The organism is Lactococcus sp., from assembly GCF_036648155.1.
GTDB lineage: Bacteria > Bacillota > Bacilli > Lactobacillales > Streptococcaceae > Lactococcus > Lactococcus cremoris.
In genome coordinates, this window is record NZ_JAVXIY010000006.1 from 76040 (window position 1) to 92406 (window position 16367).

Genomic DNA, 16367 nt, shown 5'->3' on the forward strand with positions numbered 1-16367 from the left:
TAGATAATGGACAAACATTATGTTAAGTAAAAAAAGATATCTTGAAGCTTTAGCAATCATTGAAGAAATGTTTCCCCAAGCACATGGAGAGCTGGTTTGGGAGACGCCTTTTCAACTATTGATTGCGACAATTTTATCTGCTCAAGCAACTGACAAAGGAGTCAATAAGGCGACGCCGGCACTTTTTGCTGCTTTTCCGGATGCTCAAGCCATGTCACAAGCTAAAGTAGAAGAGATTGAAGTGCTGATTCGAACAATCGGTCTTTATAAAACTAAAGCTAAAAATATTCTGCGAACTTCACAAATGTTAGTGGCGGACTTCGGAGGGATTTTACCAGACTTGCCGAAAGATAAAAAGCTTTTACAGACTCTACCTGGAGTCGGGCGAAAAACGGCTAATGTTGTTCTAGCGGAAGCTTATGGAATCCCAGGGATTGCGGTTGATACACATGTTGAGCGAGTTTCTAAGCGATTGGATATTGTTGCGCAAAAAGCGACTGTTTTAGAAGTTGAAGAAAAACTGATGAAGTTGATTCCTGAAGATAAATGGGTTCAATCTCATCATCACTTGATTTTCTTTGGTCGCTATCATTGTACAGCGAAAAAGCCTAAGTGTGCAGGTTGTCCCGTATTAGATTATTGTAAATTTGGAAAGAAATATTTAGAAAATGAATGAAATTAAACTTTCAAAACGTTTGAAAGCAGTTGCTGACTATGTTGATAAAGGGGCGAGATTGGCTGATATCGGTTCAGACCACGCCTATTTACCGACATATCTTGTACAAAAAAATGAAGTTGAATTTGCGGTGGCTGGTGAAGTAGTCAAAGGTCCTTTTGAAATTGCTAAAAACCATGTTGCACAAGCAAATTTAAAAGAGAATATTCAAGTGAGGTTGGCGAATGGTTTAGCGGCCATCGAGAATGTTGATAAGATTGATACGATTGTAATTGCTGGTATGGGCGGTATTTTAATTTCTGAAATCTTGGAAGCGGGTAAAGGTAAGTTAAGTTCTGTTAAGCGTTTGATATTACAAGCAAATAATCATGAGGATACCTTGCGTCAGTGGCTGACAGAGCATCAATTTGTCATAAAGGCGGAACAAATTTTATTAGAGGCAGGCAAGTTCTACGAAATTATTGTTGCAGAACCTACTACAAATGAAAATCCGGTCTTGTCAGCAAATGATTTACTGTTTGGTCCTTTTTTATCCAAAGAAAAATCGGTTATTTTCCAACAAAAATGGCAAAAAGAATTGAATACTTTGAATAAAATCATTGACCGTCTACCTGATGAACAAACTGAAAAACGCGAAGAAGTTTTGACAGAAATTGCCAAAATAAAGGAGGTTCTTCAATGAAGATTTCTGAATTTATGTCTAAATATGAAAGCTTTTGTCCAAAAGAGCTGGCAGTTGAAGGAGACCCAGTTGGATTACAAGTTGGTAATCCCGAACAAGAACTGACAAAAGTTTTGGTGACCTTGGATATTCGTGAGCAAACAGTAGCAGAAGCAAAATCACTGGGTGTAGATTTGATTATTGCTAAACATCCTTTGATTTTTCGGCCATTGACTGCTCTAACTTCAATGGATAACCAAGAAAAATTAGTTTTAGATTTGGCTCAAGCTGGTATTGCCGTTTATACTAGTCATACCAATATTGATGTTGTCAAGGGGGGATTGAACGATTATTTTGCTCAATTACTTGGACTTACTGATGTTGAGGTGCTGGATGATGATGAAGGATTGGGCCGTGTCGGAAATATTGAAGGTACAGATTTGTCAGTGCTGACAGAAAAAGTGAAAGAAGTTTTTGAATTAGATAGACTACGACTTGTCACTTATAATCATGATTTGACTCAAAAAATTGAACGAGTGGCAATTTGTGGCGGCTCTGGTGGGAAATTATGGCCGAAAGCTTTAGCTAAAGGAGCTGATGTATATCTGACAGGGGATATTTATTATCATGTTGGTCATGATATGCTGTCAGCCGGTCTGATTGGAATAGACCCTGGACACTATATTGAGCAGAAATTTATCGGTTTAGTCGCTGATAAACTTCGATCTTTTGGTACAGATGTCAAGATTTATGAAAGTCAAGAAAAGACAAATCCATTTTATGATATATAAAAAAGACCCTCTTGGAGGGTCTTTTTTAATTATCAACTCACTTTTTGTTTTCCACGGAAGTCAACAATTAACAAGTTGGGACTGAGTAATTCAGCAGTACTGCGTAACTCAATCAAATTATAAGAAGTGTTGATTTTGGTTGACATTTCATCTTGGAAGAAATAAGAACCATAACCTTTATAATAAATTGGGCCAAATTCAGAATCAATACTTGCATCAAATTCTTCTGGAACATTCCCTTTTTCTACCGCTACAATACGATAACGAGAAATTCCACCAGCACAAGCATCAACCTCAGTATTCACTTCACTCAAAGTATGGTCAAAATCAAAAACTAAATCAACATCGCCAAGTGCTTTAATTTTAGCAGCTGTTTTTTCATCAAATGTAATTTTCATTTTATTACCTCCCTAGATAATGAAAAGAATAGGATAGAAGATAAACTTATCTATCTGATATCTTGTGATATCTTTCTATAATCTTATTATAACCTTTCAAGGTTGATGAGAAAACAATAATGCTTATAAATTTGCTAATTAAGCTTGGTAATCTTTTAAAACCCATTCATTTATGGCATGAGCAACACCAGATTTGGCATTTGATTTTGTGATGTGCTTAGCAATTTTTTTCAGTTCGGTTTTTCCGTTCTCCATTACAACGGGACAACCAGCAACTTCAAGCATTGAACGGTCATTTTCTTCATCACCGATGGCCATGACTTCATCTAAATCAAAAGAAAGTTTTTCAGCTAAGTGTTTAACCGCAGACCCTTTACTAGCTTTTTTATTCATAAATTCTAAATAGTAGGGTGTTGATTTGACCACATTATAACGCTCGAAAAATTCAAAGGGAAGATAAGCAATTCCATCATCAAGTGCCTCTTGTTCATCAACCATCATTACCTTAGCAATTTCTAAAGCAGCGATATCTTCTGGCTGACGAATATAAAGTGGCATTTTTACCATTTGAGCTTCTTGAACGGTGTATCTTCCAACATCATGATTCGGAGTGTAGATTCTTTCGCGGGTTATCGCATGGATAGGGAGACCAATCTTGCGGGCGGCCGCATCAAGGTCTAACCAATCTTCGGAACTTAACGTTTCTTTGATAAATTCTTCACCTGTTGCACGTTGGACCAATCCACCATTGTAAGTAATGACATAATCACTTTGGTCAGTTAATTCGAGTGCTTTAAGGATGTCAACTACACCTGGTAAAGGACGACCAGTTGTGATAACAATTTTAACACCAGCCGCTTTGGCTTTTTTAACAGCAGATTTTACTTCGGCAGTAATTTGGCGATTTGGGTCAAGTAAAGTTCCGTCAAGGTCAATAGCAACGAGTTTAATCATAAGAGTATCTCTTTCTAATTTCTATATAATATAATAAATTTTGGGTCAGTACTTAAAGATTATCATCAAGTGATAATTGTTGACTGACAGCCTTGTCAGCAATTTCGGTAGGCTGAATGCTGTCAGTAATTAAGCTGTCATTGACGATGTATTTTGTAAATTTAGGGTTTTCAAGCATTGCTTTTGGAAAATAAAAACGACTGTTTCCGTGAATTGTTCCTGTCAAACTTTTAATAAGTGGAGAAAGTACTGACAGCTCTGTCAGCGAACCGTTTTTTTGTAGAATTTTTATTTCAGTACGTGGTTTTTCAGAACTTGGTCGATAAAAGTCATAAGGTAAATCATAATTACTATGAATCCCAGTGTAATAGTCAGGATTAAATCCAGCCTCTTCTACTAAAGAAGATAAAAAATCTAAATCTTTAAGCTCCACGGCTTTAGGGTCAAAAGTAATTGATTTCAGCAAATGACGATTGACATAAGCAGAAGCTAAATCAGCAAGAATTTCATCCTCGTGGCTCATCCAAACTTGAAAATAGGTATTCATCACCCCGTCGTCAAGTCGTAAATAATCTTTTAAATTATGGTTTTTTTCAAAAAATGGGACGAGACAAGGACTGCTCAATGCGAAATAATCAGGATGAAGATTATATAAAAATTTAGCGCGGGCTAGTAATTTTTGCAGTAAAACTTCCATTGAACGTGAGGCAGCATGAAAATAAACCTGCATATACATTTGATAACGGCTGACAATATAATCTTCGACCGCATGCATTCCCGAATATTTAAAGGCAATTCCATTTTCGGTTGGAACGATGACTCTTAAAATCCAGGTCAAATCAAATTGTCCATAAACTGCACCAGTAAAATAAGCATCTCGCAGGAGATAATCCATTCTGTCAGCATCAATTTGACTGGAAATCAATTGAACAACTTGAGGATTAGGATACTCATGTGAAATGACAGAAGCTACTTTTTCAGGAAAATCAGCAGATACCTTGCGTAAAATGGCATTAATTTCTGTATCTGGTGAAGTAATGATTTCACGAGTGACTGCTTCATGGTCTGTATTAAATAAACCTTCAAAAGTGTGTGAATAAGCTCCATGTCCAACATCGTGTAAAAGAGCGGCACATTGTGTTACCAGATTTTCGTCAGGATCCCATTCCAAAGGAAAATTTAAGCTGAAATAATCTGTGATACGTTTGGCGATATGATAAACACCCAGACAGTGAGAGAAGCGCGTGTGTTCAGCTCCATGAAAAGTGAAACTTGATGTTCCAAGCTGTTTAATTCGTCTTAAACGCTGAAATTCAGCAGTATCAATCAGTTCAGAAATTACTGGATGTGTCACTGTAATATAATCATGAACAGGGTCACGAAAGACTTTTTCCAAAACAAAACCCCCTCTAAATTTTAAGGTCAATTTTAAATTAAAATAATCAAACTTTTCCTTATTTTATCTTAATTATACCCTATTTTATCTTAAAATGCAGAGCCTTATCATCAGGATTTTTTCGCTTACTACTATGTTTTTATTATTCATCGAAATATAGTAAAATGTTATTATGGAAATTATAATTAGGAATAGAATTAAAATTGACCAGCAAGAAGAAATGGTCAAGGAAATATATCAAGGAGAGTTTAAAAAGGTTAATTTACAAACTCTGCTTAAATACGAGAACGCGGCAAATGAGAAGGTGCTTCTCAAAATTGACGAGGATGAAGTTATTATGACTCGTTTTGCCAAGCGACCAATCAAAATGCATTTTCAACCGGAAGGTACGACATTAACCGAATATGAGGGGTTGGGTGAGCTTTCTCTTTTTACAAATACTTTGAGTATTGATCAAGAAAGAAAAATTATCAAAATTAATTATCAACTTTCGCAAGGTGCCCAAAAAATTGCTGATTATCACCTTAGAATTGATTGGACAGAAGAAGCGAAAGGAAGAAAAAATGGATAAGATACATCTCCCCAAAGAAATATACGAGCGATTAGACCTTCAGGAAAATGAAGAAATTGAAATCGTTGATTTAGCAGCAGACAGTTTCACGATTCGTAAAGTCAATGCTCGAAAATCAGATAAGGCCGCAAAATGGTTCATTATCCCTACCATTATTTCAGCTCTAATATTTATTATCTTTGCCTTTGTTTTAAAACATCCACACGTTATTGCACTCTCAGGTAATGAATCACTGGCAACCGCAGTAATTACCGTTGCGAATGCGGTAGGGATGCTGACCTTTATTTCGGCATATTTTTCAAGACGTAAAGAGTTTTATAAACAAATGACCAAAAGAAGTTATTGGCGTACTTTTGCCACAGTTACCCTATCAGTTTTATTGATTGTAATCTTAGCGACAATGGGGTTGTTTTGGTTTTTAGGACAAATTTTTTATGGTGTAAGTTTTGGATTATTTACATCAACCTTACTTTTTACAATTTTTTCTGGAATCATTAATTATGTCATGATTTTTGTTGTGGATACTTTTTCGATTAACATGATGGTGACGATGCTTTTAGTTGTATCAGTCGGCGGATTTGTCTCAAGTATGGCTACTAATGGGAATCAATATTGGTGGCAAAGAAACTTTAGTTTACTTGGAACTCAGGCCTCTCGTTCGAGTTGGCAATTTAATCTGACTTTGATTGTTTCTGCGGCTCTCTTTGCGGCATTAATTGATTATATTTTTGTTGCTCTTCGTCAAAAAGCAGGAAGTCATTATCGTCAAAATATTTTACAAGTCTTACTAACACTCTGCGCAATTTCTATTGCTTTAGTGGGATTGATTCCCAATGACCCAGGTTGGATGCATATTGCTCATGATATTGTTGCTCAATTAATTGTCTTATTTATGGCTATTTCAATACTAGGAATTCGTTGGTTTTTACCAAATGCCGACCCTAATTTATATCGAATGTCCTATTTTATTGTTGCTCTTATTTTAATTTCTTATGTATTATGGCATCCAATACATTATTTGACATTGACTGCATTTGAAATATTATCGTTTAGCCTTTCTTTTGCTTGGTTACTCTTATTGGTTAATACGCTTATCAATATGCTTTGGAATACAAAAAAAATATATCAGGTCTCACTTAATGGTATAGAAGAAAAAAGTGAAAAATAAGACTTGAAAAGTCGCAAAAGAAGTAGTATAATAATATAGTTGTCTTTGTGAAGTCTCATAAAGTGCAACCGCACGAAGTTTCGTAATAAGTGGCGTAAGCCCACGAACAAAGGCGAGTCTAACAGTCGCTTGACTTAAAAGCGATGAAATCTAACAAGGAGGAATCACAATGTCAAACTATGCAATCATCAAAACTGGTGGTAAACAAGTTAAAGTTGAAGAAGGTTCAGTAATCTACGTTGAAAAACTCAATGTTGAAGCTGGTCAAACCGTTACTTTCGACGAAGTTATCTTTGTCGGAGGCGAAACAACTAAAGTTGGTGCACCGCTCGTTGAAGGCGCAACTGTTGTTGGTGAAGTCGAAAAACATGGTAAGCAAAAGAAAGTTGTTACTTTCCAATACAAACCTAAAAAACACTCACACCGTAAACAAGGTCACCGTCAACCATACACTAAAGTTGTTATCAAATCAGTTAACGCTTAATTATGATTGAAGCTTGTATCAGGACAAAAAGAGACAAGATTGTTTCTTATGAAATCTCAGGACATGCTGAATCTGGCGAGTACGGACACGATGTAGTCTGTGCGGCGGTCAGCGTTCTATCAATTACGACTGCAAATAATATCTACGAGATGGCTCACATTAAACCTGTGACTCAAACGGAAGATGGTTACTTGTATGTTGAAATTCCTTTGAGCATACCTGAAAAACAAGGCGTATTGGCTCAAACTTTGCTCGAAGCTTTTGCAAATTCGATGAAAGCAGTTGAGAAAAGCTATGGTCAGTACATTACACTTAAATTTGAAAATGGAGGGCAATAATATGCTTGAACTTAATCTGCAACTCTTCGCCCACAAAAAAGGTGGGGGTTCTACTTCCAATGGACGTGACTCACAAGCTAAACGTCTCGGTGCTAAAGCATCTGACGGTGAACTTGTAAGCGGCGGTTCAATCCTTTTCCGTCAACGTGGTACACATATCCATCCAGGTACTAACGTTGGCCGTGGTGGCGACGATACTCTCTTCGCTAAAATCGAAGGAACTGTTAAATTCGAAATGAAACGTGGTAAAAAACACGTATCAGTTTATCCAGTAGTGGCTAAATAAGAATTTTGAAATCTGTCTTTGGACAGATTTTTTTTATTTCAAAAAAGGAAGCTCATTTTTGGGGCTTTTTTTATATATTTTGAGTCTATTTATAAATATATGCTAAAATAATTGAAATAAAGATAAGGCGGTGCTATAATGTTTTTATTATCAATTATTGATTAAAAAGTTTGATAATTTTTTAATCGATAACTGATGCATTAAATTACTATAAAAATATACTTAACTATAAAGGGTGCTGAATTTTATTCAGCTTAGAATTTGGAGAAATAATGAATGATAAAGAACATCAACGACATCGATTGATTTATCATACGAATGGAAAATCCTTAGAGGAAATAAATGGGACAGTAGAAGTGCCTAAAAATGTTGGTTTTTTCAAAATGTTGCTGACTTACTCAGGACCAGGTGCGCTGGTCGCGGTTGGTTACATGGACCCTGGGAATTGGTCAACGTCAATTACTGGAGGGCAGAACTTTCAATACTTACTGATTTCGGTTATTCTGATGTCCAGTCTGATTGCAATGCTCCTTCAATATATGTCAGCAAAATTAGGAATTGTCAGCCAGATGGATTTAGCTCAGGCTATCAGGGCGCGCACCAGCAAGACTCTGGGAATTGTTTTATGGATTTTAACTGAACTGGCAATCATGGCCACTGATATTGCTGAAGTCATCGGTGCGGCTATTGCCTTATATCTTCTGTTTAATATTCCGTTAATATTAGCTGTTTTTATCACAGTCCTTGATGTCTTTTTGCTTTTATTGCTGACAAGAATTGGTTTTCGTAAGATTGAAGCCTTGGTTATTTGTTTGATTCTAGTTATTCTAGCAATATTTGCTTATCAAGTTGCTTTATCCAATCCAGATTGGAAAGGAATTATTGAGGGATTTATTCCTAATAATAGAACTTTTGCTTCCTCACCAACAGTAGCTGGGATGTCGCCTTTAACAGGCGCATTAGGAATTATTGGCGCTACGGTTATGCCTCATAATTTATATCTTCATTCTTCTATTTCACAAAGTAGAAAAATTAATCATCAAGATAAAAGTGATGTTGCCAGAGCAGTAAGGTTTTCGACATGGGACTCTAATATTCAGCTGACAGTTGCTTTTGTAGTAAATTCTCTTTTACTAATTATGGGTGTAGCGGTCTTTAAAACAGGAGTAATTGATGATCCATCATTCTTTGGTTTATACGATGCATTATCTAACCCTTCGGTTTTAAGTAATGGCCTTCTTGCAGACGTTGCAAAAACGGGTGCACTTTCAACCTTATTTGCCGTGGCTCTCCTTGCTTCTGGGCAAAACTCAACCATTACTGGAACTTTAACAGGACAGGTTATTATGGAAGGATTTATTCATATGAGAATGCCAATGTGGGCAAGAAGATTGGTCACTCGCCTGCTATCGGTAGTTCCTGTCTTGATTTGTGTCTCTATGACTAGAGGACAAACTTTGAAAGCTCAACATGAAGCAATAAATAATTTGATGAATAATTCTCAAGTTTTTCTAGCTTTTGCCCTTCCTTTTTCGATTATTCCATTGTTAATGCTAACTAATAGCAAGGAAGAAATGGGTGATTTTAAAAATAATTTAATCATTAAGTTTTTAGGTTGGATTTCAGTTATTGCCTTGACTTATCTCAATTTAATTGGCTTACCAAATCAGATTGATAGTTTTCTTCCGAATAATCTAAGCTTGTCTCATTTTATTGCTGGTTTATTGATTGTTGGAGTTATCCTTTTATTAATCTGGACGATTTTTGAACTTCATCGTGGAAATAAAAAACTCTATTTAAAATAGAGTTTTTCTTTATATAGGTAGGGTGTGATTTAAATTAAAATATGAAATGTGCTATAATGTAAGAAAATGATTAATGGAGATTATGTATTTGACTAAAAATTCAATTGAATTTAAACTAGAAAATCCTGAAGATGCTAGTCTTCTTTTTGGGGTACAAGATAAATATTTGAAATTAGTTGAGTCTCAACTGTCTGTTGAGATTAATTATCGTGGGGAAATGGTGCAAATCATTGGTCCTGACGAACTGACACGAGAGCGAGCGCGAAAAGCACTGCAAGCTTTACAAGTATTAGTTAGTCGTGGAGTTCCTGTCCATGCGTCGGATGTTATCATTGCTATAAAAATGGTTTTAAATGATGATATTGAAAATTTCACGGCACTTTATGAGATTGAACTGACAAAAGACGCAGCTGGTAAACCTATCCGTTTGAAAAATTTGATTCAGAAGACTTACGTGGATTCTGTTAAACAGCATGATATTGTTTTTGGGATTGGTCCTGCGGGGACAGGGAAAACTTTTTTGGCGGTCGTGATGGCTGTTCAGGCTTTACGAAATGGTCAGGTCAAACGAATTATTTTGACAAGACCAGCAGTGGAAGCTGGGGAAAGTCTTGGCTTCTTACCTGGTGATTTGCAAGAAAAAGTTGATCCATATTTACGTCCTGTTTATGACGCGCTTTTTCAGATTTTGGGTAAAACAGCGACTGAGCGAATGATGGAGCGAGGAGTTATTGAAATTGCACCACTTGCTTATATGCGTGGTCGAACGCTTGATGACGCCTTTGTTATTTTAGATGAAGCACAAAACACAACAAGCATGCAAATGAAAATGTTTCTGACTCGTCTTGGTTTTAACTCGAAAATGATTGTCAATGGTGATATTTCGCAGATTGATTTACCAAATAAAGTTAAATCTGGTTTGATTGATGCCAAGGATAAATTGGGTCATGTTAATGCGATTGATTTTGTCTATTTCATGGCAAAAGATGTTGTCCGTCATCCCGTGGTTGCCGAAATTATCAAAGCTTATGGCGATGAATGATTTTCAGCAAATCAATAATGGAGGGTAAATGTTTTTTCAAATAAATGATTTACAGTTGCACTATGAAATTGTGGGCAAGGGAAAACCGTTGCTGATTTTACATGGTTTAGCAGGCAATCTAACAACAATGAAAGCTGTGTATGAACCAATCTTTACTGGTGAACTGAATACGAGATTTCAGCGAATATATGTAGATTTACCGGGTATGGGAAATTCAAATGGACCAGATGATTTTGCTTCGTCTGAAGCTATTTTAGAAGCTTTGATAATATTTTCAAAAACAATCATCAACACCCCTTTTTTGTTAGTTGGCTATTCATATGGTGGCTATTTGGCGCGTGCTATGGTATTGAGAGGGCTCGAGATAGAAGGTTTATCACTAGTCGCACCAATGGTAATACCTGAAAGAAAAGAACGGGTTTTGCCAAAAGTTGAATGGTTTTATGAAACTGACCTCTATAAGAATTCACAAGTAAAATATGATGAATTTTGTAAAATAAATAATAATCATTTTTTGGAGAAATTAAGTGAAAAATATGCCTTAAATTGGGATATTTTAAAAACGTATCGTTATAAATTCCCCAGTCTTATTTTGCTAGGACAGCAAGATTCGATAGTTGGATTTTCAAATCAAATGTCTTTAATTTCCGACTATCCAAGATCGACTTTGGCAATTTTGGATATGGCTGGGCATAATTTGCAAATAGAACAATATGAACTTTTTACGTACTTGACTAAAGATTGGCTGAAACGTTGTGAGGAGATAGAATAATATGGCTGAAGGCTATGTCATGGATTTGCGCAAAAAAATTGGTCATGTGCCAATGGTAATAGCTTGTGCAAGTATAATTATTTATGACGAAGAACGAGGTGTTTTACTACAAAAACGCACTGATAATGGGAAATGGTGTTATCATGGTGGTTCAGTAGAGCCAAATGAAACAGTCGCAGAAGCTGCTAAACGTGAACTTTTTGAAGAGGTGGGTTTGTTAGCTGGGTATATGGAATTATATACGGTTGCTTCTGGAGCTGATCAACATTTTTTCTATCCCAATGGTGATGAAGTTCATATTGTTGATACTGTTTTTATTTGTAATGATTTTTCTGGTGAATTAGTTTTAGAAGAAACAGAGGTTCTTGATTGTCAATGGTTTGCTTTTGATAACTTACCAGAAGAAATTTTGCTTGCCACAAAAGCACCCATCTTATCATTTTGTCAAGAAATGTTGCAAAAAAAGCTTAGCGGAGTTACTGACAATTAATAAATAATTTACTGACAGCCAGGTCAGCAAGTTCTAGTGGTAAAAATTTATTGATGGAAATTCTAAATGTTCATAATTGTTAATTTAGTGAGTCAATCTTTCATTTCAATTTACCAAATTTCATATTATCATTAAATCATTGACTGCTAGGATAAATAAGCAAAAATGGAAAGCGCATGAGCTACTTTCTGACAGATTTGTCAGGAATAAAATATAAATAAGGAATAAAATGTACGTAGAATTAGTTGATGAAACAGGCCAAGTGCCAAGTGAGATTATTGAGCAAACTAAAGAAGTTTTAGCGTTTGCCGCTAAAAAATTAGATTTAAAAGAATCAACAGAAATGTCGGTGACTTTTGTGGACAATGCGCGATCACATGAGTTGAATTTGCAATATCGCGAAACTGATCGTCCAACAGATGTTATCTCACTAGAATATAAGCCTGATGAGTCAGAATTCTTTTTTGACGAAGATATGGAACTTCCAGAAGAGTTATTAGAAGAAATGGATCCATTTATTGGTGAGTTGTTCATTTCAATTGATAAAGCTGCCGAACAAGCTGCCGACTATGGTCATTCGATAGAACGTGAGTATGGTTGGCTAGCAGTTCATGGTTTTTTGCATATAAATGGTTATGATCATTACACGCCAGAAGAAGAGTCAGAAATGTTTGCTTTGCAAGAGGAGATTTTAACTGCCTATGGACTCACACGATAAAGATGTAAAACTCTTTAAGAAAAATGATTTTCATAAGGGAAAAACGCCTGTTCAAAAGGACAGAGCCCGTTGGAAAAATCGAAATTTACTTTCGAGTTTAGAGTTTGCACTTACAGGAATTTGGACAGCCTTTAAAGAAGAACGCAATATGCGCAAACATGCCCTAGCGGCTGTTTTAGCAATTGTTTTTGGCTTCATTTTTCAAATTTCAGAATTTGAATGGTTATTTCTCTTGCTTTCTATTTTCTTAGTTTTCATGGCTGAACTTTTTAATTCGGCTATTGAAAATGTTGTTGATTTAGCTTCAGATTATCAATTTTATATGCGTGCTAAACGGGCTAAAGATATGGCTGCAGGGGCAGTGCTTGTTATTTCTGGCTTTGCTCTTATTGTTGGACTCTTTGTATTTTTACCTAAAATTTGGACATTGTTTTTCTGATTCTGGGGAGAGACTTATGAATAGAGAAAAAGAACTTTTAGACATCTTGACAAAAAACTCAGATTTAATGATGATTTTAGATGAGATTTCAGAACTGAAGTTATCAAATTGGTATGTGGCTGCAGGGAGTGTCTTTCAATCCGTCTGGAATTATCTTGATAAAAATGATTTAATGACGAATGTTCATGATATCGATTTGGTTTATTTTGATGACCAGATTTCTTTTATAGATTCGGTCAGTAATGACAAACAACTAGAAAAATCTTTGTCAGAAAAATTTCCTTATCGTTTTGATGTCCACAATGAAGCCTATATGCACCTTTGGCAAAATAGTAAAAAGATTCCATACGAAAACACCGAAAATGCGATTGAGCGTTGGATTGCTACTGTTCATGCAATCGGAATAAGTGGAAATTCTGACCAGTTTACTATATTTGCTCCTTATGGTATAGAGGATATATTTACAAAAACGATTCGCCCGATTTATCATAAAGATAATAATCAAGAACTCTATGAAAATAAGGTAGCCAAATGGCAAGAGCGTTTTAGTGATTTAAATATTATAAAATGGACGGAACTAAAAGTTAATAAATGATAAAAAGCTGAAAAGCTTTTTTTTTATTTACTGACGGTATATTTGATCTAAGTGAAGGCTTAACGGCAGAGTGAGAAAGTTGTAATTTCAATCGGATTAGCTTTCTTTAAGGTTTTTATTGCATGATAAAAAGTAGTTCCAGTTGTATAAATATCATCAATCAAAATGATTTTTTTGGGTATTTTTTCACCCTCTTTCAACTTAAAAGGATTGGTAGTTGATAGACGTCCCTCGCGATTAAGGCTTGATTGTCTGACAGTATCCTCTTTTTCAAGCAAATCAAGATAAGTTCTATCTTTTAGAAAAGCTGTTACTTGGTTAAAACCTCTTTCTTGTAATCTTTTAGGAGAAACCGGAATGGGAACCAGAGGAATTTTTTTGGACAAATTTTTAAAATAGGAATCGAAGACTTCGTGTAATCGATAATCTCCCATAAATTTGTAAAGACTAAAGTAATCCTTCATTGCTTGGTTATAAATAAAAATTGCCTGATGATTAACAATGATTCCTTTTTCCTCCCGCTTGATACAGTCAGCACAGATACCTTTAGAGTTAGATTTGGAGCAACGAGGGCAACGTTCGTTAGGGATTTTTTTAAACAGTGATTGGCATTTATTGCATATTAAATTTCTCTTATTCTTTAGTAAAAAGAATTCACTAAAAGTGAGTGTTTGTTTTATAATTCTGGAACAAAGCAGACAAGTTTGCATTAAAAACCTCCGAGTCGGTTCATTTTTTTAATTTCTTTCTGAGCTTGACACATGGCTAAAGATTTTCCAGAGTGAAAAAAACTAACTAAACCTGTTGGACGTTTAGAGTCGCGTCCCACTCGTCCGGCCATTTGAATGAGGGCAGATTTTGTGAAATTAGGGTGTTCGCTATTAATGACAAAGACATCAATTGAAGAAAAAGTTACGCCTCGTTCAAGAATAGAAGTTGTAATTAAAATCGAAACCTGTTTCTTTCGAAAAGCTTCGACAATCGTTTTTCTGCTTTTAGTTGTTGAAGCGACAAAAGCCATTTTTTCTTTTGGGAATTTTTCTTGTAAATTTTTGGCAAAGTCTTGACCGAAGTCGATTTCGGCAACGAATATTAGAAGTGGGAAACCAGTCTTTCTTTGCTCAATGAATTTTTTATAAAATGTTTTTTTCCAAAAAAACTTTGGAATGACCAAAGGATGACCGTGAAAGCGGCGTGGTAAAAAAAGGCGTTTAATTTCATGCTTTTTTATCTGTTTGTCTAATTTGTCAGTAGATGTAGCGGTTAAGTAGAGCAAGTTTCCATTAATTTTTTTAGCATTTTCAAGAGCGAAATAAAGCATGTCATTATCTCTAAAAGGAAAGGCATCGACTTCATCGATGATAAGCAAATCAAAGGCCTCTTTGAAACGTAAAAGTTGGTGACTGGTCATAACGACCAAAGGCGAACGAAAATAATAATCTCCCTCATGATACAAAAGGGGAATTTGACAAGTGAAATCACGTGATAAACGTTGATGAAGCTCAATGCATACATCAATTCTTGGGCTGGCTAAACCGACCGAACCCCCATGGCTAAGAATTTGTTCAATAAGCTGATATATCATTTCTGTTTTACCAGCACCAGTAACGGCTTGAACAAGTAGTTTTTGATTATTAGTAATTTGCTGACAGAGAGCGTCAGAAATTTTTTCTTGATTTTCTGTTAATTTTCCAGCCCAACGTAAATAAGTTTTTTCTGGAAAGTTTTGTTGAGGGAGATGATAGAAATATTCATCTGAGCGGACACGACCAAGTTCAAGACAAGTTGGACAGAAAAAAGCACCAATCGGAAGTTTAACATTGGTTTTTATATGAATCGTGCCACATCGATTACATCTTACTTTATTAGCACTGACAGATGTCATTGCACAAATTTTAATTAATTTGTTTTCATTGTTAACTTGGTCAGTAAAATTATAAAAAGCTGAAATATCTTTTTCTAGTAAAAGACGTCCAAGGAGATTTTCTAAAATTAAGTTCATACTTAACTATACGGAAATGCTGTTCAAATGTAACAAAATTTGTTAAAATCATTAGCATGGCTATCACTATAAAAACTGATTTTATCAATGAAGAGGAAATCAAAAAATCACGCTTCATCTGTCATTTAAAAAGGATATCTACAGAAGAAGAAGCTCGTGATTTTATTGCGAAAATCAAAAAGGAACATTGGAAAGCAAATCATAACTGTTCAGCATATACCTTAGGCAATCGTCAAGAAATACAGCGAAGTAGTGATGATGGTGAACCATCAGGAACCGCAGGTGTACCAATGCTTGAAATTTTAAAGAAAAAAGAAATTATCAATGTTTGTGCGGTCGTCACTCGTTATTTTGGCGGAATCAAGTTAGGTGCAGGAGGTTTGATTCGTGCTTATGCTGGAAGTGTGAATCATGCGATAGAAGAAGTTGGTTTAGTTCAAATTGTTAACCAACGAGAACTTATCTTGAAACTTGACTATAGCCTCTATGATAGTGTTCAACGCTTTTTATTGACTCAAAATTTACAAATTTCAGATAGTGAATTCTTGTCAGAGGTTACTGTAAGATGTTTTATTGATGAAGAGAAAATCAATAACTTTTTAGAATTACTGACAGAAAGCTTTAATGGAAAAATTAGAGTAGAAAAAGGCGAAAATCAGCAAGTTGAGATTGACTATAGGATAGGGGATTAGGAAGGAAAGAATCCCTTTTTATTGGTTGAAGATATTAAAGACTTCATTATCAGTAACAAGTAAAAAGCGATTAATAAGATAAATCAAAT

21 protein-coding genes and 1 other annotated feature are annotated in these 16367 nt (G+C 35.4%); of the genes, 16 read left to right on the forward strand and 5 right to left on the reverse strand.

The annotated features are described in order from the left end of the window. Positions 1–19: 19 nt before the first annotated feature. From nth to RSC39_RS07185, 3 genes are read left to right on the forward strand one after another with little or no spacing between them, the layout of a single operon-like run. The gene (gene nth / locus RSC39_RS07175; protein ID WP_063282310.1) at positions 20–676 is read left to right on the forward strand and encodes an endonuclease III; all 657 of its coding nucleotides are present in this window, start codon (positions 20–22) and stop codon (positions 674–676) included. Next, entirely contained in the window at positions 669–1358 is a 690-nt protein-coding gene (locus RSC39_RS07180) for a tRNA (adenine(22)-N(1))-methyltransferase TrmK (RefSeq protein ID WP_332536172.1), read from the forward strand. Before nth ends, RSC39_RS07180 begins: the two co-directional genes overlap by 8 nt. Further along, the gene (locus RSC39_RS07185) at positions 1355–2128 is read left to right on the forward strand and encodes a Nif3-like dinuclear metal center hexameric protein (RefSeq protein ID WP_096816059.1); all 774 of its coding nucleotides are present in this window, start codon (positions 1355–1357) and stop codon (positions 2126–2128) included. Before RSC39_RS07180 ends, RSC39_RS07185 begins: the two co-directional genes overlap by 4 nt. A gap of 32 nt (positions 2129–2160) precedes the next feature. Here the strand turns inward: RSC39_RS07185 and RSC39_RS07190 are convergent, their stop codons facing one another. The 3 genes from RSC39_RS07190 to RSC39_RS07200 form a co-directional block, all read right to left on the reverse strand. Then, positions 2161–2526 carry an iron-sulfur cluster biosynthesis family protein gene (locus RSC39_RS07190; protein ID WP_011835343.1) on the reverse strand — a complete coding sequence of 122 codons (366 nt, stop codon included), beginning with the start codon at positions 2524–2526 and terminating at the stop codon, positions 2161–2163. Between the two features lie 138 nt (positions 2527–2664). After that, positions 2665–3480 carry a sugar-phosphatase gene (yidA, locus tag RSC39_RS07195; protein WP_332536176.1) on the reverse strand — a complete coding sequence of 272 codons (816 nt, stop codon included), beginning with the start codon at positions 3478–3480 and terminating at the stop codon, positions 2665–2667. A gap of 52 nt (positions 3481–3532) precedes the next feature. Further along, positions 3533–4876, reverse strand: coding sequence for an HD domain-containing protein (locus RSC39_RS07200; protein ID WP_332536178.1), 1344 nt, complete (start codon positions 4874–4876; stop codon positions 3533–3535). A 172-nt stretch (positions 4877–5048) separates the two neighbouring features. On the opposite strand from RSC39_RS07200, the gene RSC39_RS07205 reads away from it, so the two are divergent. The 12 genes from RSC39_RS07205 to RSC39_RS07260 all read left to right on the forward strand — a co-directional run bounded on the left by RSC39_RS07205 (position 5049) and on the right by RSC39_RS07260 (position 13584). Then, positions 5049–5447: a DUF1934 domain-containing protein gene (locus RSC39_RS07205; RefSeq protein WP_011835340.1), complete on the forward strand. Its 399-nt coding sequence runs from the start codon at positions 5049–5051 to the stop codon at positions 5445–5447. After that, positions 5440–6615, forward strand: coding sequence for a DUF998 domain-containing protein (locus RSC39_RS07210; protein ID WP_021037141.1), 1176 nt, complete (start codon positions 5440–5442; stop codon positions 6613–6615). Before RSC39_RS07205 ends, RSC39_RS07210 begins: the two co-directional genes overlap by 8 nt. Before the next feature lie 56 nt (positions 6616–6671). Then, positions 6672–6745, forward strand: a sequence feature (ribosomal protein L21 leader region). Between the two features lie 39 nt (positions 6746–6784). Continuing rightward, positions 6785–7099 (forward strand): 50S ribosomal protein L21, encoded by a 315-nt coding sequence (gene rplU / locus RSC39_RS07215; RefSeq protein WP_003130644.1) that lies wholly within the window; start codon positions 6785–6787, stop codon positions 7097–7099. A gap of 2 nt (positions 7100–7101) precedes the next feature. Continuing rightward, entirely contained in the window at positions 7102–7437 is a 336-nt protein-coding gene (locus RSC39_RS07220; protein WP_011676089.1) for a ribosomal-processing cysteine protease Prp, read from the forward strand. 1 nt (position 7438) lies between these two features. After that, positions 7439–7723 carry a 50S ribosomal protein L27 gene (rpmA, locus tag RSC39_RS07225; protein ID WP_003130646.1) on the forward strand — a complete coding sequence of 95 codons (285 nt, stop codon included), beginning with the start codon at positions 7439–7441 and terminating at the stop codon, positions 7721–7723. A gap of 272 nt (positions 7724–7995) precedes the next feature. Further along, complete coding sequence (locus RSC39_RS07230; RefSeq protein ID WP_021037142.1) at positions 7996–9528, forward strand: Nramp family divalent metal transporter; 1533 nt, start codon at positions 7996–7998, stop codon at positions 9526–9528. An 88-nt stretch (positions 9529–9616) separates the two neighbouring features. Continuing rightward, the gene (locus tag RSC39_RS07235; protein WP_041931308.1) at positions 9617–10570 is read left to right on the forward strand and encodes a PhoH family protein; all 954 of its coding nucleotides are present in this window, start codon (positions 9617–9619) and stop codon (positions 10568–10570) included. 28 nt (positions 10571–10598) lie between these two features. Continuing rightward, positions 10599–11342, forward strand: coding sequence for an alpha/beta hydrolase (locus RSC39_RS07240; RefSeq protein WP_063282317.1), 744 nt, complete (start codon positions 10599–10601; stop codon positions 11340–11342). A gap of 1 nt (position 11343) precedes the next feature. After that, the gene (locus RSC39_RS07245; RefSeq protein WP_332536185.1) at positions 11344–11832 is read left to right on the forward strand and encodes an NUDIX hydrolase; all 489 of its coding nucleotides are present in this window, start codon (positions 11344–11346) and stop codon (positions 11830–11832) included. Positions 11833–12061: 229 nt separating this feature from the next. After that, on the forward strand, positions 12062–12550 hold the full coding sequence (ybeY, locus tag RSC39_RS07250; protein ID WP_011835335.1) for an rRNA maturation RNase YbeY: 489 nt from the start codon (positions 12062–12064) through the stop codon (positions 12548–12550). Continuing rightward, positions 12534–12989 carry a diacylglycerol kinase gene (locus tag RSC39_RS07255; RefSeq protein ID WP_011676094.1) on the forward strand — a complete coding sequence of 152 codons (456 nt, stop codon included), beginning with the start codon at positions 12534–12536 and terminating at the stop codon, positions 12987–12989. The genes ybeY and RSC39_RS07255 overlap by 17 nt, the downstream gene beginning before the upstream one ends. Positions 12990–13005: 16 nt before the next feature. Further along, complete coding sequence (locus RSC39_RS07260) at positions 13006–13584, forward strand: nucleotidyltransferase family protein (RefSeq protein WP_332536187.1); 579 nt, start codon at positions 13006–13008, stop codon at positions 13582–13584. A 59-nt stretch (positions 13585–13643) separates the two neighbouring features. Here the strand turns inward: RSC39_RS07260 and RSC39_RS07265 are convergent, their stop codons facing one another. Both RSC39_RS07265 and RSC39_RS07270 read right to left on the reverse strand, forming a co-directional pair. Further along, positions 13644–14048 (reverse strand): phosphoribosyltransferase family protein, encoded by a 405-nt coding sequence (locus RSC39_RS07265; protein ID WP_231105852.1) that lies wholly within the window; start codon positions 14046–14048, stop codon positions 13644–13646. Between the two features lie 245 nt (positions 14049–14293). Beyond that, the gene (locus RSC39_RS07270; RefSeq protein WP_332536190.1) at positions 14294–15586 is read right to left on the reverse strand and encodes a DEAD/DEAH box helicase; all 1293 of its coding nucleotides are present in this window, start codon (positions 15584–15586) and stop codon (positions 14294–14296) included. A 56-nt stretch (positions 15587–15642) separates the two neighbouring features. Between RSC39_RS07270 and RSC39_RS07275 the strand changes: the two genes are divergently transcribed. Further along, the gene (locus RSC39_RS07275; protein WP_332536192.1) at positions 15643–16278 is read left to right on the forward strand and encodes a YigZ family protein; all 636 of its coding nucleotides are present in this window, start codon (positions 15643–15645) and stop codon (positions 16276–16278) included. Positions 16279–16367: the final 89 nt, after the last annotated feature.

Excerpts from the sequence above, each read along its gene's own strand:
- nth (WP_063282310.1), top strand. The coding sequence starts at position 20 with ATGTTAAGTAAAAAAAGATATCTTGAAGCTTTAGCAATCATTGAAGAA.
- RSC39_RS07180 (WP_332536172.1), top strand. The coding sequence starts at position 669 with ATGAATGAAATTAAACTTTCAAAACGTTTGAAAGCAGTTGCTGACTAT.
- RSC39_RS07185 (WP_096816059.1), top strand. The coding sequence starts at position 1,355 with ATGAAGATTTCTGAATTTATGTCTAAATATGAAAGCTTTTGTCCAAAA.
- RSC39_RS07190 (WP_011835343.1), bottom strand. The coding sequence starts at position 2,526 with ATGAAAATTACATTTGATGAAAAAACAGCTGCTAAAATTAAAGCACTT.
- yidA (WP_332536176.1), bottom strand. The coding sequence starts at position 3,480 with ATGATTAAACTCGTTGCTATTGACCTTGACGGAACTTTACTTGACCCA.
- RSC39_RS07205 (WP_011835340.1), top strand. The coding sequence starts at position 5,049 with ATGGAAATTATAATTAGGAATAGAATTAAAATTGACCAGCAAGAAGAA.
- RSC39_RS07210 (WP_021037141.1), top strand. The coding sequence starts at position 5,440 with ATGGATAAGATACATCTCCCCAAAGAAATATACGAGCGATTAGACCTT.
- rplU (WP_003130644.1), top strand. The coding sequence starts at position 6,785 with ATGTCAAACTATGCAATCATCAAAACTGGTGGTAAACAAGTTAAAGTT.
- RSC39_RS07220 (WP_011676089.1), top strand. The coding sequence starts at position 7,102 with ATGATTGAAGCTTGTATCAGGACAAAAAGAGACAAGATTGTTTCTTAT.
- rpmA (WP_003130646.1), top strand. The coding sequence starts at position 7,439 with ATGCTTGAACTTAATCTGCAACTCTTCGCCCACAAAAAAGGTGGGGGT.
- RSC39_RS07230 (WP_021037142.1), top strand. The coding sequence starts at position 7,996 with ATGAATGATAAAGAACATCAACGACATCGATTGATTTATCATACGAAT.
- RSC39_RS07240 (WP_063282317.1), top strand. The coding sequence starts at position 10,599 with ATGTTTTTTCAAATAAATGATTTACAGTTGCACTATGAAATTGTGGGC.
- RSC39_RS07245 (WP_332536185.1), top strand. The coding sequence starts at position 11,344 with ATGGCTGAAGGCTATGTCATGGATTTGCGCAAAAAAATTGGTCATGTG.
- ybeY (WP_011835335.1), top strand. The coding sequence starts at position 12,062 with ATGTACGTAGAATTAGTTGATGAAACAGGCCAAGTGCCAAGTGAGATT.
- RSC39_RS07255 (WP_011676094.1), top strand. The coding sequence starts at position 12,534 with ATGGACTCACACGATAAAGATGTAAAACTCTTTAAGAAAAATGATTTT.
- RSC39_RS07260 (WP_332536187.1), top strand. The coding sequence starts at position 13,006 with ATGAATAGAGAAAAAGAACTTTTAGACATCTTGACAAAAAACTCAGAT.
- RSC39_RS07265 (WP_231105852.1), bottom strand. The coding sequence starts at position 14,048 with ATGAAGGATTACTTTAGTCTTTACAAATTTATGGGAGATTATCGATTA.
- RSC39_RS07270 (WP_332536190.1), bottom strand. The coding sequence starts at position 15,586 with ATGAACTTAATTTTAGAAAATCTCCTTGGACGTCTTTTACTAGAAAAA.
- RSC39_RS07275 (WP_332536192.1), top strand. The coding sequence starts at position 15,643 with ATGGCTATCACTATAAAAACTGATTTTATCAATGAAGAGGAAATCAAA.